Source organism: Bacillus cereus group sp. Bce041 (genome assembly GCF_052646455.1).
Window position 1 is genome coordinate 49,130 of record NZ_JBQXON010000005.1, and the last position, 20,101, is coordinate 69,230.

The following is a 20,101-nucleotide window of genomic DNA, read 5'->3' on the forward strand; positions in this document are numbered from 1 at the left end:
AAAGGAGGCTATTTTATGTTGGAAATAATACTTTTACTTGCTACTGTTTCTTTTCTCTTCATTATTTCTGGATTTTTCATTACCTTAAAACAATATAAAGAAATAAAAAATATAAAGACTATATTAACTACAAAAAAAGAAAATGAGAAAACTACATCCAAAAACTCAATCCCTATGCAATTAGACCTTAGCGTTCTCAATAATTTACTCGCGTCTGGAATAAATAAAGGTTCCAATTCAAGTAATGAAAATTCTAAGTCTGATAAAACTAAATAGTGGTTACGTATATAATAAAATATATATCTCCTATTTTATCTAACCTTATTAATAACTACCTCTGATTAAAAAGGAGACTACTTATGTGTAAAAATCCGATTTCTATTATTATTCGTATACAGCATAACATAAAAGTTTTACCTGAAATTTTGAAAGCCTGTGAACAACTACAGCCTTTAGAAATTATCCTTACTATTAACGGATGTATCGATGATTCCATTGATATTTCACAATCTTACAATTGTAAAATTATCACACTAGAAGTACCGACAGAATCAAATAATTGTTATGTAATTGGTGCAAAAAAAGCAAAGGGTAAGTACCTCTTATTTTTAGATGCAAATTACATTATCCAATCTTCCTTACTTACACAATTTCTTCAACCATTACTAGACGAATCAGCTGACATAGTATTAAACAATTTAGATGACTTTTTTTATCAAAAGCAAAAGCCAACTATAGAAATGATTTGGCAGCAAGTTACGAATCATTTTTTTCATCGTCCAGATTTACATGTTAACTCACTATTATTTCCTCCCTATGCAATAACAAAAGAGATTCTTGATGCAATTACTCCAGAAAGTTTATTAAATCCGATATTAGCACAAATGAAAATTATTAAAAATAAATTTCGCATTAGCAATCATTTCAAAATTTCTATACCGCAAATTCCCTCCTTCCCCTCAAAACAACTCATTCGTTATCACCTAGAAGCAATTGAAAATTGGGTAAATATATTACAAGATTCAAGAGGAAACTATACTGATAATAATCGAAGGCGGGATATTATTTTAGAACTTCAAAACGGCGAACAAAGAGCTATATCCAAAATAATTACAGGTAAAGAGTTTTATTCAAATACTTATGGAAATAAACAATTATCCATCATTATCCCTGTTCAAAATGAAGAAAAAACGATAGAATCTATCATTTTTGAGGTGCAGAAATTAAAACCTTTAGAAATCATCATTATTGTTAATGGATCAACAGATAAAACAGAGGAATTGGCGAAGAATTGCGGTGCAACAGTTATTACTTACAAAGAAGCACTCGGCATTGATACCGGACGTGCCGTTGGTGCATATTTTGCAAAAGGTGATATATTATTATTTATTGATGGTGATTTCTTAATTCCTAGTTCTGATTTATTACCATTTGTACAATCTGTTCAAAATGGAACCGATTTAGCTTTAAATAAATTAGAGCACTACTACATGTATCGTGTTCCTTATACTATCGTAACTGCATGTAAGCATGTTGTTAATTTAGCATGTAATCGAAAAGATTTAGGTATGGGCTCCACAACTGCTGTCCCTCATGCTTTTAGTCGAAAATGCATTGATACAATTGGGTTTGATTCTCTTCTTTCACCAACCTTAAGTCAAGTTAAAACAATTTTAGCAGGATTGCATGTACAAAATGTTCATTCTATCGACGTTGACAAGATAAATCGAGTTCGACCAGAAAAACACTTCTCGCAGGAAGGCTACCTTTCATTAGCAACGCAACAAATCATTGGTGATCATATAGAAGCAATTTCTTACCTCATTGAACAAAAAAGAAACACTGAATGCTTTTAATTGTATATTCTTACCACCAAATAATATATGAATTCATTTTAAATATATAGCAAAATAAAAAAAGATGGTTGTAACCATCTTTTTTATTTTTACATTAGATCAAAAGAAAAGTAGCAGGCAGGCTTTTCATTTCTGTATCTTTCTTAAGAAGTTTGAAAATAGAGGCTTGTTAATGAAGAGTCAACACTTAAATCATCTTTTAGTGCAATTGAGAAACATGCAACTAATGGTAAAGTAATAACAATTGATCCACTAGGACTAATTACAATAGTAGGACTTGTCCCACATGTGCCTCCACAATCGACTACTGCATCAATTCCACTACCAGGGGTAATTGTAATTTTAAGACACACATCTAAACAAACATTATTCGTAGTACATGCCATAACTCTCCCTCCTTTCTTTTAACAATATATGCAGTTAATTAAATTCGGACACGACTCTCTTACTAAGTCTTATAAATTAGATGTTATTTTATTATTAACTGCATAGAAAATTAACGTTTTATTAAACTATCTAAATCAACTAAAAAACTCAAATCATCCTTTACTGAAATAGAAACACATGCAATAAACGGTATTACATTAAAATTAGATAAACATTCATCATTGCACCTTACGAATATTTCTGCCCCACCATTTGGATTGACTTTAGTTTCTAAAGAAATATGAAAACAACTTTTATTGATGCAAGACAAGATATTCCCTCCTTTCTTATATCTAATATCAATTTATCCAAAAATAAAAATACCGTTACAACTTTATTTACTCTTTACCTTCCATACTTAAAATAAAAAAGATAAAAGCTTCTTCATATATATAAAGAAGCCTTTACCTTTTAGTTACTTGTTCATTTACTATCAGTCAGTGAAACATGCTCTTCACTTGTACCTGAGCTAAAAATAATAAAAATTTTTGATTTTAGTTTCATTGCAATACTAAATATCGTCAAGTTGCATAAATGAAATGTTTAAGTTACTCATTCAATAGACAAATTTACCTTTTAAAATAAATCTTTAAAATCCTTATTCTTCAATAAATATGAAAGTCCTTCTAAATGATCCCCAGTAATTCTCAATACAGCTGGTGGATGTCCTATCGTCGCAAAATGCTCTTGTGGCCGAATACGATTTGGTTTCATTACATCTACAAAATGGACACATTCGACTTTATACCCTTCTAATATTGCCTTTACTTGTGCAACACACGCTGTGTGAAGAGTGTCCCAGCCAATTCCCTCTAAACATTTTCTACTAATAGCATGGGGAACAGCAATTGTAGATCCTACCCCTAAATCTTTACGGTTACAAGCAATATTCAACATATATTTATATAAACTTACAATATATAGAGGAAATCTAAGATTTAAATTTAAATCATTTAAAACCATATCAACACCATCCGCAACAGCTTGCGTTAACGGATGAAGATCTTTTGCTGGAATAGCAAAATCAGCATCAATAAAGAGAAGTATATCTCCTGTCGCTTCTTGTGCACCAATTGCCCGTCCTACATCATGCCCTAATCTTTCTTCATAAACAATTACTGTTGCCCCTGATTGCTTAGCAATTGCTTCTGTTTGATCTGTTGACCCATTAATGACAACAATTATTTCTTTCGGTTCAATTTTTCTTGCCTCAAGAATAACTTCTTTAATCGTTGATTCTTCATTTTGTGCTGGTATAATAATTGATAACTGTTTTCCATTATAAATAGAGGAATTCATTCCCCATCCTTTATGGAAACGTGAATAATTCTTTTGGTTTTTTAACTGCTCTATAATTTCTCTTTTTCTTCCTCCATCTGTATAATTACCTCTATCATCTTTTCGTTGTAACCAACTCTCCAAAGCTTTTATATTTTCTTTAATCTCATATACTTCTAATTTAGTTAATCCATTTTTATAGAAAGAGGTTTTGTTTGCAGGCATATTATTCAAGGAGGTGTTAGTGATGGCTGACGAGGATTGTAGTCGCCACCCTTTCTCAATAAGAGTTACTTGGGACAGAATAGGGTTCTGCAAGATATCATATCCAATGTCTTCAATTGCTTTTTTAGTAATAGCATATGGCATAGATAACATCGAATCATATTTTAAATCCATACGCCCCAATACATCGTTTACTATTTTTTTATACACCATAGCAATGCTTGGCCATTCTACTCTCATCTTTTCAAAACAAACCGAGTCTATATTATTTAAAATTACATCCTGTTCCTTTTTTAGTAGCGGTTCTATAAATCGTTCTAATTCTACCGAAAAAATAACATCTTCTCCATTTAAAAATAAGACTACATCACCATTGGCGACTTTTGCCCCATGAACTGGTGCTTTCCATTTACTTTTCTCCTCAATCACAACAACGTTACTTTCAACAAATGTTGGTATAGATTGTATCGCACTCATTCTATCATCAGCTACAATAATAATTTCTAGTGGTTTTATATGCTGCACTTTATTTAAAATTTGATTCAATTTTGATTTTTCTTCTCCTAAAACTATAACAACTGATAGGTCCACTTCTTTTTGTTCTTCTTTTACAGTCTGATTAGGTTTTACTTTTTTTATATATTCAATTGTTTCACTCTTCCCTACAGCTGCATGCCCTGCTTTTTTATCAAAATATAATTCAATTATAATTTGATTTACTTCCGTGTCTTTATCAAGTTGCTCTAATTCGGAAATAAATGGTAGCAAATGATTTTGCACATCAAATTCACACGCGAAATTTTGCAAAAAATAAATATTCGGTACATATTTAATGTGATTAAAAAATTTCACAACATTAATTCTTTCGCCAAATTTCTCTTCAACTTCTTCTCTTGATAAATTTGGATAAGACAAATCGAAAACTAGATTTATTGGTACAGGTATCCATTTTAATAAATTTGTTTGAGGATTATTAATGAAAGCTGTGGAGCCCTTAACGAATCCAGCTAAAATTAAAGACATAAATCCTCCCCCAGAACTGCCATAAAACAACACATTTTTCGAATCAACTTTTAACTTTACAAATACTATTTCTAAAATATTTGCTATATCTTGTAAATAAAATCTATTTAACTCTCCCTGTCCCCAACCTAAAGATAATTTTCCAAGATATAACGTAGGGTCATTATAATATATAACAGTATCTTCAAATTCATCCATCCAAGAATGTCGATGAAAAATAGGTGGACCAATTGGCTGTTCTTGAAACCCACCTGCTCCGGATCCAAAAACAATAGTGTTAGAAGCATCGGGCTTAATACGAATTAAAAATTCATACGTTACTTTATCCCAATCAACCTTGAGTATAAATGGTTCTGTAATTTGAAAATCCATTTGCCATAATTGTTCATATGAAATGTTAATTATTTTATACTGGTCTAACAGTTTAATCACCCTTTCCATCCATTTCGAGTTGTTCTATCAAGTAAGAGAGAGCTTCAACGTGATCACCAATGATTCTTAATACTGCCGGAGGATGCCCATTGTGACTTACATTCTCCATTAAACGAATTCTATTCGGTTTTACAACATCAACGTAATGTACACATTCTACTCTATACCCTTGTAATATTGCTTTTACTTGTGCAAGACTAGGGCATAGTAAGCTTTCCCAGCCTATTGCATCTAAACATGATCTACTCATAGCATGTGGAATTGCTACTAATGAGCCATTGCTTAATTCTGGACGATTATATGCTAAATTAAGCATATATTTTACGACGTCTACAACATAAAACGGAGGGTGTAACATCGGATTCAAATCATTTAATGCTATGTCTACACCAGCTGAAACTGCTTTTGTAAAATGATGCAAATTACTTCCTGAAACACTAAAATCACCATCAATAAATAAAAGAATATCTCCTGTAGCTTCAAGCGCTCCAATAGCACGTCCAACATTATGACCAAGTCGTTCGTTATATTCAATAATAGTAACACCAAGTCTTTTAGCAATATTAGCCGTTTGATCTGTCGAACCATTTACAACGACGATGATTTCTAGTGGTTCTATTTTTCTCGCCTCAAGTATTACTTGTTCTATAGTCTCTTCTTCATTTTGTACTGGTATAATGACAGAAAGTTGCTTCCCATCATAAATTGAAGAATGCATTCCCCACCCTTGATGATAGGAAGGGTATCGCTTACATTCACCTAGTTTTTGAACAATATCTCTTCTTTTTCCTGCATCAGTAAACCCTACTCTTCTTCCTTTTTTCTCTATCCATTTAGCTATACCGCGTAAATATCTTTCTACTTTCTCTTTTTCATTTTTGGATAACTCTTTTTTTATTAAATATCCTCCTTCCTCTATAGTCTCATCTTTAGATAACGTATTGATTGCATATTGATCGTTAATCCGCCACCCTTGATTCACAATCTTCATATGAGATAGAACGATATCTTCCATATAATTAAAGCCGATATTTTCCACTACTTCCTTCGTAAGCGCATATGGTAACGAAAGTATTGAATTGCTTTTTAAATCTGGTCGACTTAAAATTTCATTTAACATTTTTCTCCATACAATATCCATATTTGGACATTTACCTATTTCTATCAATTTATCTATTTTATTTAAAACTACATCGGCTTGATTTGTAACAATTGGCTCAATAAATCTCTGCATTTCATTTGTGGATAATAAAAAATTACTATCTACAAATAACAATACATCTCCTTTTGCTGCCTTTACAGAAGCTTCATACCCATCATAATACGTACTATATTTATCCATCAAAACAATATGGCATTTATGTTTCTTTGCTATTTCATACAAATTACTTCTATCGTTAGGAACTAAAATTATAATTTCAAGAGGATTTAGCTTCCATATAGATTGAATTGACTCTTCTAATATTTGCTCTCTTTCACTGTACAAAATAATAACCGTTAACGATTTCATTACACGCCCCCTTTACACATCATGTGACATAAAATATTAAGTATTACCATTTCCTATGAATTTGCTACTTTATTAACATATTCAAAAGTGAATTATACTGTGTGAAAACAAACGTCTATTTTTAAAAATATAATTCTGCACTTACCTCCTTTCTCTTATCATTGTTTGTTACAACTCTCACCATAAAAAACAAAAAAAGTCCTAATTTCTTTAGGACTTTTTTAAATAAATTTATCAATATTATTAATTTTATATACTACCTTTTTCCATGTTATACCGCGATCTTTTGTAGTAAATATTTCTTTTTTATTACACGCCCAACCTTTACGCCGATTAAAAAAATGCAAACAAAATACATTTTTTAACAATGGATTACTTGATACTTTAATCCATTTTGCTCCTTTTTTTATTATTTGATACACACTTCCATTTTCACTATTTATAACCCAGCCATAATAGGAACTAAAAAACGAAACAGCCACTTTACTAGTATTTATTGTTTTATTTGAAATATGCCACGAATTCCCCTTATCAAATGAGTAATTCATTAAAAATACATCATCATTCTTTTTAGTTGGTATTACTAATAAGTTATTTTTATAGATTGCTTTATAAGCCATAGCAGTCCCATTATTAATTCCTTCAAGACTTGGAATATCTTTTATAGGATGCCAACTTTCCCCACCATTTATTGTTTTAAATACCGTTGATGTTTCATAATGTTTTTGTAATGAAATAAACCCAATTAGATCGTTTATAAATGTTATCCCTGAAATACTATCACTAATACTTATATTTTTTATTACTTTCCAAACTTTCCCTTTCGTTTTCAAATAGTATAAATTATGTTCAAATTTATTTGATGCGAGCTTTCTAGATAATACAATCCATATACTATCCATATTCGTAGCATGCAATTGTACTTGAACATCAGTCGATTTCTCCCAATCTTCTTCAACCGGTAAAATAAACTCACTCCACCTTTCTCCTCTATTAACTGTATAAAATATAGCTGGCAATAAATCGTCATTCTTTTTTGTTAAACCATATGCCCAAGAGCTTCGAGCGTTTATTGGATACCCAAATAATACAATTGAATTAAGAGGATTGACAACATCCCATTCTACTCCTCTATTTTGAGTATATAAGATAGCCTGCTTTTTATTTGTATATTGAATACTAGCCCAACCATATTTATCCGTTCTCATTTGTAAAGAAGTAAATTGAATATCATTATTTTCCAATATATCACCTCATTCTTATTATTTATATATTCGTATGCTATTATTTTCAAAACGTTCTATCATTAGTTATTTAAACCACCTGCTTTATCTACTATCTTTATACTTACTTTCCCTTTTCTTCACCACTCAAATATAACGAAATTCCTTCTATTTTTCCGTTATCATATACAAACGACTGTATTTTACAAAATTCAACTATAAAAAATGCACCCCAATTGTAAACTATCCCCAACAATTAGAGTGCACTTTATATAAAATATAGCTTTAATTTTTAAGCACTTACTACAGCAGCAACTTTATCTAAACAAATAATAAACTGATTCATAAATGCGTCAATTTCCTCTTTCGTAATAATATACGGCGGAAGTAATCGAATAATATTCCCTTGTGTTACATCGACTAACATTCCTTTATTCATTAGCTCAACCTGTAATTTCTTCACATTTTCATTCGTATCATTCAGACTAATTCCAAACATCATGCCAGCATGACGCACTTCCTGTATATAATAAGAATTTTCTTTCTGAATGTCTTGCAGTTTGTCATTCAAATATAGTGACGTTTCATAAGCTTCTTGCATTAACCCATCATCAAGTAATGTATTTAATACCTTTAAACCTAAAGCTGTTCCCATTGATGAATGAGCAAACGTTGTCCCGTGATCTCCTGGTGAAAATACATCACATAACTTTTCACCTACAATAATTCCTCCTAGCGGTATCCCGCCTCCTGCTCCTTTACCAATTTGAATAATGTCCGGTGTGATATTAAAATTTTGATAAGCAAATAGTTTTCCCGTTCGACCCATACCACTTTGAACTTCATCAACGACAAGAAGTACATTATATTTTTCACATAAATTTTGAACACCATGCAAATATTTACTTGATAAAGGATAAATTCCCCCACTTCCTAAAACAGGCTCTAGCATAATCGCAATTGGTTTTTCTTTAATAATGGTCTCCTCTAATTGGTCTATATTCTCACGCTCTACTTCGTATACAGGAATAGATGTTTTAGGGAAATTTTGATATACCTTTTCTTGTCTCGTAAAATGTAGTGCCCCTAACGTCCTCCCGTGAAAACTATCTTTTAACACAACTACTCCGTCACGCTCTTCATTCGCAATAGATCTATATTTATCAATTAATTTTAATGTCGTTTCTGTCGCTTCCGTACCAGAGTTTGTAAAAAAGACTTTTCCGCTTTTTAAAGTACACTCTACTAATTTCTTTGCATACTCAATTGCAACTGGGTTTAAGAAATGAAACGGTAAATGCAACGATTTCACAACTTGCTCCATTGTCGTTTGTACAATTTTAGGATGATTGTATCCTAGTACATTTACTCCTACGCCAGAAAATAAATCTAAATACTCTTTACCATCTACATCATATAGTTTACATCCTTCTCCTCTTTCCATTGCAACCTCTGTCCGACAATATGTAGACATCATATATTCTTTATCTAATTGAAACCAATCCGACATGTTAAATTCCTCCTAGTTATTTTTCCTTTTTTAACGTTTATTCTCTATATAATCGTTTATAAATTAAGTTTTAAGATTGAAATTTTAATAGTGGTTTTCTTCCACATTTTTTATTAAAACGTGTGCTTTCTCTTCCCGATATTCATTTTTCCATAATTTCTTCTATTTCAACAGGTCCACTACATATGTGTTTTTTTCATCTAGCGGTATGTTACTGCTTTGAACTTTGTATGTCATACATAATCGAGACTATAAAATCATATTTAGTAACAATCGACGAAAAAATTTGGAGGCTATATCGATGAATGAAAAATATGATAAACATAGGAAAGAATTATTAGAAGAAGACTTTAATAAACATCGAGAACTTACTGAACCAGCTAAATTTCACTCTCAAACAGTTGGTTCACGTGGACCTGTACTAGAGCAAGATAGTGTACTGCATGAGTCATTACAACAATTTATTCATGAAAAAATTTTAGAAAGACCTGTTCATGTAAAAGGATTTGGTGCGTTCGGTTATTTTCAAACGATATATTCGATGTCTGAACATACTAAATTAAGTTTTTTACAAAATTCTAATGAGAAAGTTCCTGTTATGGTTCGATTTTCGTTAGCTGTTAGTACGAAAGGAACACCGGATACTGCTAGAAATGTACGCGGTTTTTCCACAAAATTTTATTCAAAAGAAGGCATTTTTGACCTTTTATGTAATCACATTCCTGTTTTTTCTGTCCGTGATCCAATGCGTTTCCCTGAAACGATTCAAGCATTATTGCCTTCACCTAAAAATAACTTAATAGACCCTAATAGATTTTGGAGTTTTGTCGCTAAAGCACCTGAATCTATTCATTTTGTTGTCCGTTTATACTCTAATAATGGTACGGCCAAAAGTCTTCGCCACATTCCAGGACATAGTGTTAATACATATGTATGGAGAAATGCGGAAGGTAATCGAAAGTATGTAAAGTATCATTGGTACCCATTTGAAGGTGTACAGTACATTACTAGTAAAGAAGCAATTAAATTAGCTGCTGAAAATCCTGATTATAGCGGGAAAGATTTATATGATGCTATTGAAAATGGTAAACCAGTGGAGTATGGTTTATACGTCCAGCTCATGGATCCGAAAGATGAAGCGCACCTTTCTTATGATCCTTTAGATGACACAAAAGTATGGGATGAACAGACGTATCCTCTCATACCAGTCGGGAAAATGGTATTAAATAAAAATCCTGAAAATTTTATGGAACAAGTAGAAAAGGTCGCATTCTCTCCTTCTAATTTACTGGATGGTGCAGAACTATCAGATGATAAAATGCTGCAAGGGCGCGCTAACATTTACAGTGATTCACAAAGAAGAAGAATTGGTCCAGAATTTCGCAAATTAACGATTAACCAGCAGCAAGATTGGACACCTGCTAATCAAATTACAACCGGTGAAGGAAGGTACGTTGAAGGTAAACTTGAAAGAACTTCTATAATGAAACAGGATGACTTTACGCAGGCTGGTGAATTTTATACGAAGTTACAGCCAATAGAAAAAGAACATCTCGCTGAAAACTTAGCTAGTGATTTGAAAGTTATATCCGATGATATTAGGGAGATCGTTTTGGGGTATTTCAATCAAGTATCAACTGATTTGAAAACAAGCATTGAGACAAAAATGAAAGAGCATTAAGAAGATTAAAACATGCTTTACGAATGAGAATTCAAATCTATATTAATTATTTTCTTGTCAAAATCCAATGAGGTTATTTAATTTGAAAATATAAAGCCAACATATCCCTGTTCTATAATTAGAACAGGGATATGTTGGCTTAGTTTAATGTTTAACATTACATACTTTATTTCGCTATAAAATGCGATAAGTAGCCTTTCAAAACAAACTATAGTAAACTATTTTACTTGTACCGTATAATTCCCTGTTCCACCACCATACTTATATACACTTAAGTAATATTTCCCTGGCTTTGCATTATAATTTCCAAGCAATTTGTTTCCATCACGTTTTGTTGCATAAGCTACATAATTATTTAAATCTGATTCAGAATATAATACCCAGTTCAGTCCAAGATTTTGTTCGTTCGTAACAGAAATTTGTAAATCTTTTTGATCCTTTACATCAATAACAAATTTATCCCCCTGATCTTGATCGCTCAAGGTTCCTCTTAACAAAATATTCAAAGATAGTGGGTTTGCTGTTTCAAATGAATTATTTGGTTCTTTTTCTACAGCCGTACCTTCTTCCGTATTCACTCCGCTAAACACAACATCATATTCAAATTGCCCAGCATTATTTACACGGTAATTTACAAAATAAGCAGTCAATGTTTTATATCCAGTCCACTCTTTTCCTGAAAGACGTTTCAACATATCATTTGTTGCTTCATTCATCACTTTCCAGTCCTCAACTTCTCCTTTAGCCACACTTCCTGTATATGTTCCCTGTAGTGTAAATGTATTAAAGAATTGTGATTTATTCTTTGTTACTTTCACATCTTTTAATTTCGCTTCATTCGTAATATCTGAAGTAACGTCCGAAAGCGATTTTGGATCATGTTGAGTTAAATATTCATCTGATACTTGTGGAATCGTATACTTATCGCGATTATCAATAAGCATTTGCATATAAGATTGATATTCTTCATTTAACTTATTATCTTTGCTTAATGTAGCACGGTATGCATCGTAACTTGAAACATCATTTGCGCGAATTAAATCATGTACTTTATCGAACATTTCTGGGCGCTTATTATACATATATGATTGCAGCGCAAACGAATAATTATAAAAATCCCACGTTCCATATTTCGCATTTAACGTTTGTGATGCTGTATAACGTTTTGCAGGATCATTAGATAACCCGCCAATTATACTTTTTCGCGGTACTACACTATCTAATCGAGTTGCACCTGCAAAGAACTCTGCATTCCCTTCTTCAAACCATGTTAAACGTTCATTTTGATACATTTCCCCTTGGCCCCATAATTCCTGAACTTCGTACCTTCCCTGTAAGTAGTGCGTAAATTCATGGCGGAACAATTCTTCCAGACTATAAATACTTTGCTCTGGTGTACGTTCATATGTAAAGAAAGTTCCTGTCCCTTCAATATAAATCCCACCATTATTCGTTTCATATCCGTACAGTTGACGATTAAATTGATACTCATCTGGGCTATTATAAATAACCATCGTTAACACATCATCAGCATGTCCACTTTCAAGTGGTTTATCGCTACCAACTGTACGATAAAATTGAGAACGCACCTCTTTTGCCGCCCAGTATAGACGTTTAATTTTCTCTTCGCTAACTTTATCCCCAGCTTTAAAGACAATTGCTCCATCATCAAACGTATACGTTTTCGGTAAATATTTCTTTTTACCTTCTTCTCGAATTTGATCTAAATTTACAGTTTTTCCATTCGCATCTATTCCTCCATAATTTGTAGTAATTTGTTCTGCCGCAACAAAGTATTGCTCTCCTAAATATGGGTAAATTCGCATTGCATCTGTAACAACTTGTTGTCCTTTTGTCGGCGTGCTATGAAGCTTGCCCAATCGGCCAGCATAATAAATTCCATTATTAATTAACCATCCGTTTTTATTTGTTACTGTACCAAGTAGTGCAAAACGATTTACTTCATTAATAAAGTTATCGATATTCCGAAACCACATCGTATCTTTTGGCTCTTTTCCAGTCGTGTACATATCCGTCTGAATATCAAAGTCAATTCCCTTCATCAACTCATATATAGCGTCTCCTTTTGTTCGGTCTTCAATGAAAGTTGCAAGATTATCGTTATATTGTTTAAAAATTTCACCTGCATATAAAACCGTTTCAACATCTGCTGATGCATTTCCAATTAATTTTCCATATGATGCAATTATTTTATTTTGTTCTGATGTACCAAGTTTGAAATTTGGATTTTTTGCAATTGTTTTTAAAGCTGGTAAACACTTATCATGGTAGCTACGCTCATTTAGTTTGCTTAATTCATCATGGTAAAAACCTAAATAAAATGCTGCACGTAGAGCTTCTACTAATGTTTCAATCCCTTTTGAATCATCTTTCGTATAAGCTTGTCCTTGTTCTGCTAGTTTATTAATAATTGCTTGCATTCGGCTATCATCTTGATAGAATTTAAGACTATCACTATTAAACTGAAATAATTCCGGAATTTGATACCATTTAATTGTCACAAGAAGATCAGTTAATTGTTTATTATTTAATTGATTTAACTCAGCCATTGAATACTTTTTTTCTTCAGCTAACGGTTTAATATTATCGGTTGGTGCTAGTGGGCGCTGTGATAAATCCGCTAATTTTAACCGTTTTGTAAAAGATGCATTTTCTTGTACTTTTGAAGGGTGCGCCAATTCATCAACAGATTTCTGTATTCCTACCGGCTCCATTTGTAATACGTTCTTCACATTTTGCTCTTTTGTCTCTGCTTGAATTTGCAAACCATTACATGTTATTGTCACTAATCCAACACCAAGAATCCACTTAGAAATTTTCGAATATTTAACCATCCCATTGCCCCCTAATAACTTAAAAGAAAATTCAGAATTTTAAATCCAAAAAAACCACTTATTTGTATGTATTTACAGTTCCGCTATAAATACAACTATGATTAATAATGCAATAGTAGCTTGTTTTATACTATTACGAGTACAGATTCCTTACATACAATCTCCCTTCCTTACATGTAATACAAGCAAAAACCGTGCCAATCATATTTCTTATGAATAGCCAACATTCTTTTATAAATACTGTAGAATAAAATATACATAGGTGGTTCGGTAATGTATAAATCATTTGACACAAAATCTAATGTTTATGAAGAACAAATTCATTGAATATTATAAGTTCATTAGCCAGTAAATAATCCCCAATTATTAAATCTCTCAAAAAAAGGTAAACAAACATATTCCATAAAGCTAATATGTTCGTTTACCTTTTTCTATTTCACATCAACAGCAAAATATCGTTGAATAAAAACAGTATGAATAAGTATTTTGTTATTCATTTCTCTTTTTCATATAATCTTTTTCACATTGCAACAGCTTGAATTTCACTTTTTTCCCTTTCATCTTTTTCGTTTTTATAACGAGCCATTCCCCTTTTTCAACGTCTAGTTTTAGGCGTTTCATTACATTGATATTATCTTTTTCTTTATAAAGTAAAAATGCTTCTTGTGCCCTCACAAATAAGCTGGGCTGTTCGCTAAATCCACCACTATCATAAATTTTAGTTAGCGAATTATAATAAGAATCATTTTCCTTTCCACCATACATCAAATGAGCAGCCTCCAGATCTCTTTTACTTACTTCCCAAAAACTATGTTCATCAATATTTAAATTAAATGTGGATTTAATGTCCTGTATTATATTCTTCACATGCTTTTCATCTCTAACTTTTCTTTCTTCGAGACAATCCGAAGATAATTCTGGTGCATCTGATTGGGAATGTACAACGTGTTGTATCGATACACACAGAATAAATACGCTTAAAATGTAAAATATTTTTTTCATATTTACATATCACCTCAAATGATTTAGATACTATATCATTTGAGGCTTACAATATTCTTATGCTAATAATGAGAAAGATCCTATAAAATTTTTATAGGATCTTTCCTTTTAATATTGCTTTATCAAATTCACGGGCGGGGCAACTACCTTACTACTTTTCACATCATATAATCCTATAGGTGTTACTCGTATAAAAGGCAAGTGCGTCGCAGAAAAGAATAAAATTGTAAATGCTGGATCATCATGCGCGTAGCCACGCTCTTGTAGTAATTTCACCATCTGTTTCTCTTCCTGTATTAATTCTCTCATTTTTAAATTAGACATAATCCCGAGCAATGGTAATGCTATTTCGTGTAACACTTCATTGTTTTCTGCTATGACCATTCCACCACCGAGCTCTTTTACTCTACGAAAAGCTGTGAGCATATCTTCTTTTCTTTTTCCGATAAGAATGATGTCACCTGTACCAGAATAAGAGCTAGCAAGCCCACCTAGTTCTTTCGCAAAACCTTTCACAGCTATATTCACTTGCCAACTGCCATCACGAGCAATCATCATAAAGAAACATTCATCATGATCTGTGGACAATTCATCACAGTCTATATTAATTTCACTAGTGTATGGTTTTGTAATAACGTTGTTTAATAAGTGTATCCCCGTTTTATTAGAGAAAATCATATCCTCTTTTTCTATTGACCAATCTAATAATAATGGAGTTACTTTATGTTTACTCCAGTCTATATGTAATGCTTCATGTGTATTTACACCGTCACGCTTCACCCATTTCCCCTTTGCAAGGACACTGATTGGTACTGGGTTTTCTTTACTTTCTAAAATATTGATATTAGCAATTCTACCTGTCGCAATCGAACCATGTACATGTTCCATATTATAATAGCGAGCAATATTATAACTTGCCATATCGTATGCATCTATTACTGGCACGCCTTGTTTTATCGCGGTAGAAATCATAACGTTTGTCATTCCATTCTCATAAAACGAAGGATGTGAGCCGTCTGTTGTAAAAAAGAATCTATCAAACTGCTTTACGCCTAGTTCCAACAATTCTTTCAGTAAAACTTCTAAATCTGGGCGGATTGAAGAATTTCTTAGGGAAACAGTGTAACCTTGCATAAGACGAGTGAAAACTTCCTGCCCTGTCATCGCTTCATGATCACAATCTGTACCTAACAGTTTTAACTTCGCTAAAGTCGTTTCAGATGCACCCGGAAAATGTCCTTCTACTTTCTTTTGCAATCGCTTCGTTTCCTGCACCCAAGTTAACATTTCATCATCGCCATGTAATAGTTTTGGCCATGCTGTTAGCTCGCCGCCTTGAAGAACCGCTTCATGCTGCAGCCACTCTATTATTTCTTCACGATTAAACAAAGATTCTCCGTTTTGCAATTCAGTCTGTCCATCAAAACGGCACCACCAATACATACTTGCTGGAATCTTATTGAATTCATCTAATAAACGAAATGCTTCTTCACGCTTTAATGTGAAAAATAAAGTTAAATTATCATTAATAAAAGTTGTTGTCCCAAACTGCATCGCATGATTCGCTAGCGTCTCTGGGTTATACAACTGATACGGATGTGCATGTGGTTCTATGTAACCGGGTACGACATACTTTCCTTCGCAATCAACAACTTCACACTCCGTTAATTGCTCTGGCAGCTGCTCCCCTACGTATACAATTCGATCATTATATATCCAAATGTTCGCTGTCATCCACTCGCGCATATAAGAATTTAAATATGTTGCATTCTTTAATAATATGTGTGTGCTTCTCTTACCATCTAGTACTTCAACATGTTCTCGTAATTGTTTATTACTCCATTTATAATGATTTTTCCCCATTGTATTCAACTCCAAATCAACTCATAATTATTTTGATTAAAACGAGTAATATTTAACTAACTAAAGTATTTTCCATTCATAACTCCCCTATTGGTGCCCCTATATCCTTCATTATATGTAAAAATTTAAAAAATAACAATTTTCAGAACTGTATACATACCTCTTTTATCCAAAATAAAAAGAATGTCATGTAACTGACATCCTTTTTTATTTTGTCGTAAGCATTAAGATTGATTTTCACTTTGGAATACACTTGATGTCATATCATAAATGCAACTACTGTCCATAGTTGCGAACTTAAAAAAGCACCTCTTTTAAATACAACTATAACAAAATTCTATTCATTTTCTTTTCATCTATTTATTAAATTCAATTTGCATCATTTTATTTAACTGCGGAACAATATCGACCCCACCTATTGAGTTAAGACTGATAGCTAATGTATGTTTGCCTCCAATTACTCCCCCAGCAAAAGTTGCAAATCCAGGAATTCCTCCTCCATGCCCCCAAACTGAAACACCGTTTGGAAGTTTAGTCTCATAGATTCCAAGACCGTATGCGTCACCAACCCCTTTGCCTTCTATAGGAACTGTAGTAAGCATTTCTTTTAGCTCGCGTTCCTTCAGTAACTTACCACCAAGTAAAGATGAAAAGAACTTATTTAAGTCATCCGCATTAGAAATCATATCTCCAGCTGCATTAGCTAAACTCGGATTATAATACGTAATATCTTTGAACTCGCCTGTTCCTTCCATTTTCACATATCCACGAGCATGATTCTTTCCTGGGATGACGGGTGAATTTCCTGGTAAAAACGTATTTGATAGATCCAAAGGTTCAATAATTCGCTTTTCGATTTCTTCCGCATAACTATTTCCAGTTATTTTTTCAATAAGCATTCCTAGTATTACGTATCCTGTGTTTGAATACAACCAATCTTTACCCGGCGAGAAATCTGGAGGCAGCGAAAGGCCTATTTTCACTATTTCTTCTGCTGTATACGTTTTTTTCGAATTCATTATGTCCGCGTCTTTTGACTTTAAGTATTCAGCGATACCACTCGTATGATTCAAAAGTTGTCGTATCGTAATTTGATTACCATCATACCCATTTCCTTGCACGAGACCCGGTAGCCACTTTTCAATTGGATCGTCAAGTTGTAAGCGATTTTCTCCTACTAATTGAAGCACAGTCGTCGCAGTAAACGTCTTCGTCACACTACCAATCCGAAAGCGATAATCCGAATTCACCGGTTTCTTTGTACTTAAGTCCGCCACGCCAGCAGTAAAACTACTAGTTTTTCCGTTGTTAGACGCCTTAGCTAATATTCCTACAGCACCAAGCTGTACTGTTTCCTGCATTACTTGTTTCCAGCCATTACGATTCTTTTGATCATGTACTTGTGACGAACTAGAAATATTTTGAGTTGACTCTGCAGTCACAGTAAAACCAGGTGTGAATAGAACCGTACCCGCTAATAAAACTGCAAAACTTGCTAACTTAATTGAATTACATTTTTTCATAAGGCTTTCTCTCCTCCATTAATATCGGATTGATTCAAGCTATACTTTCATCCTATATGATAAATCTCTCTTTTTTCTTATCCATTCCTTACGAAATACTTACGTTTAAATTTAAATACGGTAAACTGAGGAAGAGTTATGCATGCAAATAAAAAGAGAACATGTTTTCATTTTTTATGTAAACATGTTCTCTTAAACATTTAAAATTCTATATCAACTTTTCATCCTATTCTTTACACAACTAATTTATATTCCTTTTTACCAGCCCGCACTAGCATTCATACCATTTCCAATAATAGAAAGTAATAGCGGCCATAATACTGGTCCTAGTGTAAGAAATATATTTAGAAGTATGAGCATTCTATATCCAACGGTGAAATTGTGATTTTTACGATTAACAAATACTAAACTGATTAATGATATTATAGTTGTTAAAAATAATACTAACATTAGCAACCAATACCACACCATTAAACTAAGACTCCACGGTGTTAATAGCTCATGTATGATACAAAATGAGATTCCTAATACAGCAAAACTAAAACTAGTCACCGATGTTTTTATAAGCCATTTATTTATTTTTTTATCGTATGTATTTTTACAATATAAATCTATTAAAGTATATAAAGATAAATATGCCATTAATACACCTATCCAAGACAATAACCAGTCTCCGTCTCCTTTGAATAATACGTACAGTAACCAACACATACCTACTGCTGAAAAAACAAAGGAAATAAGTATGCTTTTTAATACCGATTTCATTACATTTTCACACCCTTAAAAAATCAAAAATTAATTATAATTTATAAAAATTAAGTATAGGTTAACATGTAATGAAGTATAAGTAAATAAAGTTAATTTTGTTTACCTATTTGAAGACGGTTTCATATAAGAAAATAATTCATGTCAATCAAATTTCCGTATAAAAATAGAAAAGGTGGATATTTATGTATCCACCTTCCCGTCTCCCTCTACCCACTTCATTATTTCTTCCACATCTAAATCCGTATACGTCTTTTCACCATAACGAACAGACTCATATAACGAGATAATATCTCTTGTTCTACAAATTCTTTTTAACCATTGTTGCATCGTTTCATAGGACCTTCTCTGTTCATGAAATGGTAATGTTCTTTCCCATTCAACTAACGTTTTTCTTATCTTATCTGTCGGTAACGGCCGTTCTAACTGATGAATGACTTTTTCATTCTTTATGCTTCTTACCGCAGTTTGCTTTGTGATCGATTCTTTCTCCTGTACTATTTCTGTTCTCGTCAATTTGTTCCTAATATACTTGTAGATGGCATATATAATTAATATTGCGATTATCACATAAAAAACTATAGTAATCCATACATTTGAAAGAACAGAAAGCACGTCACTCCATAGACTTTCTCTTTCGAAAGGTTGAAATTTTCTACCCGTTTTCGTTCTTATACCTGTATCTTTTACTTCTTCATATTCATCTTCATCTATTTTGGAATCATCAAAATTTTCACCTATACTAGTAAAGTCATAATTTCTTTCTGATATTGTCTTAGTCTTACTGAAAAAACGCTCTTTTACTATGTCTTGTACATACACAACACCTTGTGATAACGTTATCGCACTAATCGCAAAGAAAAGTATGATTAAAGTTCTTACACTCCATAACTTCACTTTCATATGCCGCTTTTTATTCCCCATGACAT

At 32.5% G+C, this 20,101-nt stretch carries 15 protein-coding genes; 3 read left to right on the forward strand and 12 right to left on the reverse strand.

The window, feature by feature from the left end; genetic code table 11:
* The first annotated feature begins 15 nt into the window (after positions 1-15).
* Together ACUN13_RS17140 and ACUN13_RS17145 are read left to right on the forward strand one after the other, a co-directional pair.
* Entirely contained in the window at positions 16-276 is a 261-nt protein-coding gene (locus ACUN13_RS17140; RefSeq protein ID WP_000889743.1) for a hypothetical protein, read from the forward strand.
* Positions 277-359: 83 nt separating this feature from the next.
* Positions 360-1,856: a glycosyltransferase gene (locus ACUN13_RS17145; protein ID WP_000335251.1), complete on the forward strand. Its 1,497-nt coding sequence runs from the start codon at positions 360-362 to the stop codon at positions 1,854-1,856.
* Between the two features lie 143 nt (positions 1,857-1,999).
* Here the strand turns inward: ACUN13_RS17145 and ACUN13_RS17150 are convergent, their stop codons facing one another.
* The 6 genes from ACUN13_RS17150 to ACUN13_RS17175 form a co-directional block, all read right to left on the reverse strand.
* A complete protein-coding gene (locus ACUN13_RS17150; RefSeq protein ID WP_000752474.1) occupies positions 2,000-2,242 on the reverse strand; it encodes a hypothetical protein in 243 nt (80 codons plus the stop codon).
* Between the two features lie 110 nt (positions 2,243-2,352).
* Positions 2,353-2,553, reverse strand: a complete 201-nt coding sequence (locus ACUN13_RS17155) for a hypothetical protein (protein ID WP_001277646.1) — start codon at positions 2,551-2,553, stop codon at positions 2,353-2,355.
* 305 nt (positions 2,554-2,858) lie between these two features.
* Positions 2,859-5,180: a glycosyltransferase gene (locus tag ACUN13_RS17160; RefSeq protein WP_409532169.1), complete on the reverse strand. Its 2,322-nt coding sequence runs from the start codon at positions 5,178-5,180 to the stop codon at positions 2,859-2,861.
* Positions 5,181-5,232: 52 nt separating this feature from the next.
* A complete protein-coding gene (locus ACUN13_RS17165; RefSeq protein WP_000839312.1) occupies positions 5,233-6,750 on the reverse strand; it encodes a glycosyltransferase in 1,518 nt (505 codons plus the stop codon).
* 221 nt (positions 6,751-6,971) lie between these two features.
* Positions 6,972-7,994: a hypothetical protein gene (locus ACUN13_RS17170; RefSeq protein WP_000429609.1), complete on the reverse strand. Its 1,023-nt coding sequence runs from the start codon at positions 7,992-7,994 to the stop codon at positions 6,972-6,974.
* Between the two features lie 271 nt (positions 7,995-8,265).
* The gene (locus ACUN13_RS17175) at positions 8,266-9,483 is read right to left on the reverse strand and encodes an aspartate aminotransferase family protein (RefSeq protein WP_001286472.1); all 1,218 of its coding nucleotides are present in this window, start codon (positions 9,481-9,483) and stop codon (positions 8,266-8,268) included.
* A 301-nt stretch (positions 9,484-9,784) separates the two neighbouring features.
* Between ACUN13_RS17175 and ACUN13_RS17180 the strand changes: the two genes are divergently transcribed.
* A complete protein-coding gene (locus ACUN13_RS17180) occupies positions 9,785-11,164 on the forward strand; it encodes a catalase (protein WP_001003610.1) in 1,380 nt (459 codons plus the stop codon).
* 218 nt (positions 11,165-11,382) lie between these two features.
* Here ACUN13_RS17180 and colA read toward each other — a convergent pair whose 3' ends face one another.
* The 6 genes from colA to ACUN13_RS17210 form a co-directional block, all read right to left on the reverse strand.
* Positions 11,383-14,019, reverse strand: coding sequence for a collagenase ColA (gene colA / locus ACUN13_RS17185; RefSeq protein ID WP_000241890.1), 2,637 nt, complete (start codon positions 14,017-14,019; stop codon positions 11,383-11,385).
* A 489-nt stretch (positions 14,020-14,508) separates the two neighbouring features.
* On the reverse strand, positions 14,509-15,021 hold the full coding sequence (locus ACUN13_RS17190) for a hypothetical protein (RefSeq protein ID WP_000719374.1): 513 nt from the start codon (positions 15,019-15,021) through the stop codon (positions 14,509-14,511).
* Between the two features lie 108 nt (positions 15,022-15,129).
* Positions 15,130-16,884, reverse strand: a complete 1,755-nt coding sequence (locus ACUN13_RS17195) for an adenine deaminase (protein WP_000517625.1) — start codon at positions 16,882-16,884, stop codon at positions 15,130-15,132.
* 356 nt (positions 16,885-17,240) lie between these two features.
* The gene (locus tag ACUN13_RS17200) at positions 17,241-18,407 is read right to left on the reverse strand and encodes a serine hydrolase domain-containing protein (protein ID WP_000710640.1); all 1,167 of its coding nucleotides are present in this window, start codon (positions 18,405-18,407) and stop codon (positions 17,241-17,243) included.
* A 258-nt stretch (positions 18,408-18,665) separates the two neighbouring features.
* Positions 18,666-19,172: a DUF3902 family protein gene (locus ACUN13_RS17205; protein ID WP_000843838.1), complete on the reverse strand. Its 507-nt coding sequence runs from the start codon at positions 19,170-19,172 to the stop codon at positions 18,666-18,668.
* 183 nt (positions 19,173-19,355) lie between these two features.
* Positions 19,356-20,096 (reverse strand): signal peptidase II, encoded by a 741-nt coding sequence (locus ACUN13_RS17210; protein ID WP_444877151.1) that lies wholly within the window; start codon positions 20,094-20,096, stop codon positions 19,356-19,358.
* Between the last annotated feature and the right edge of the window lie 5 nt (positions 20,097-20,101).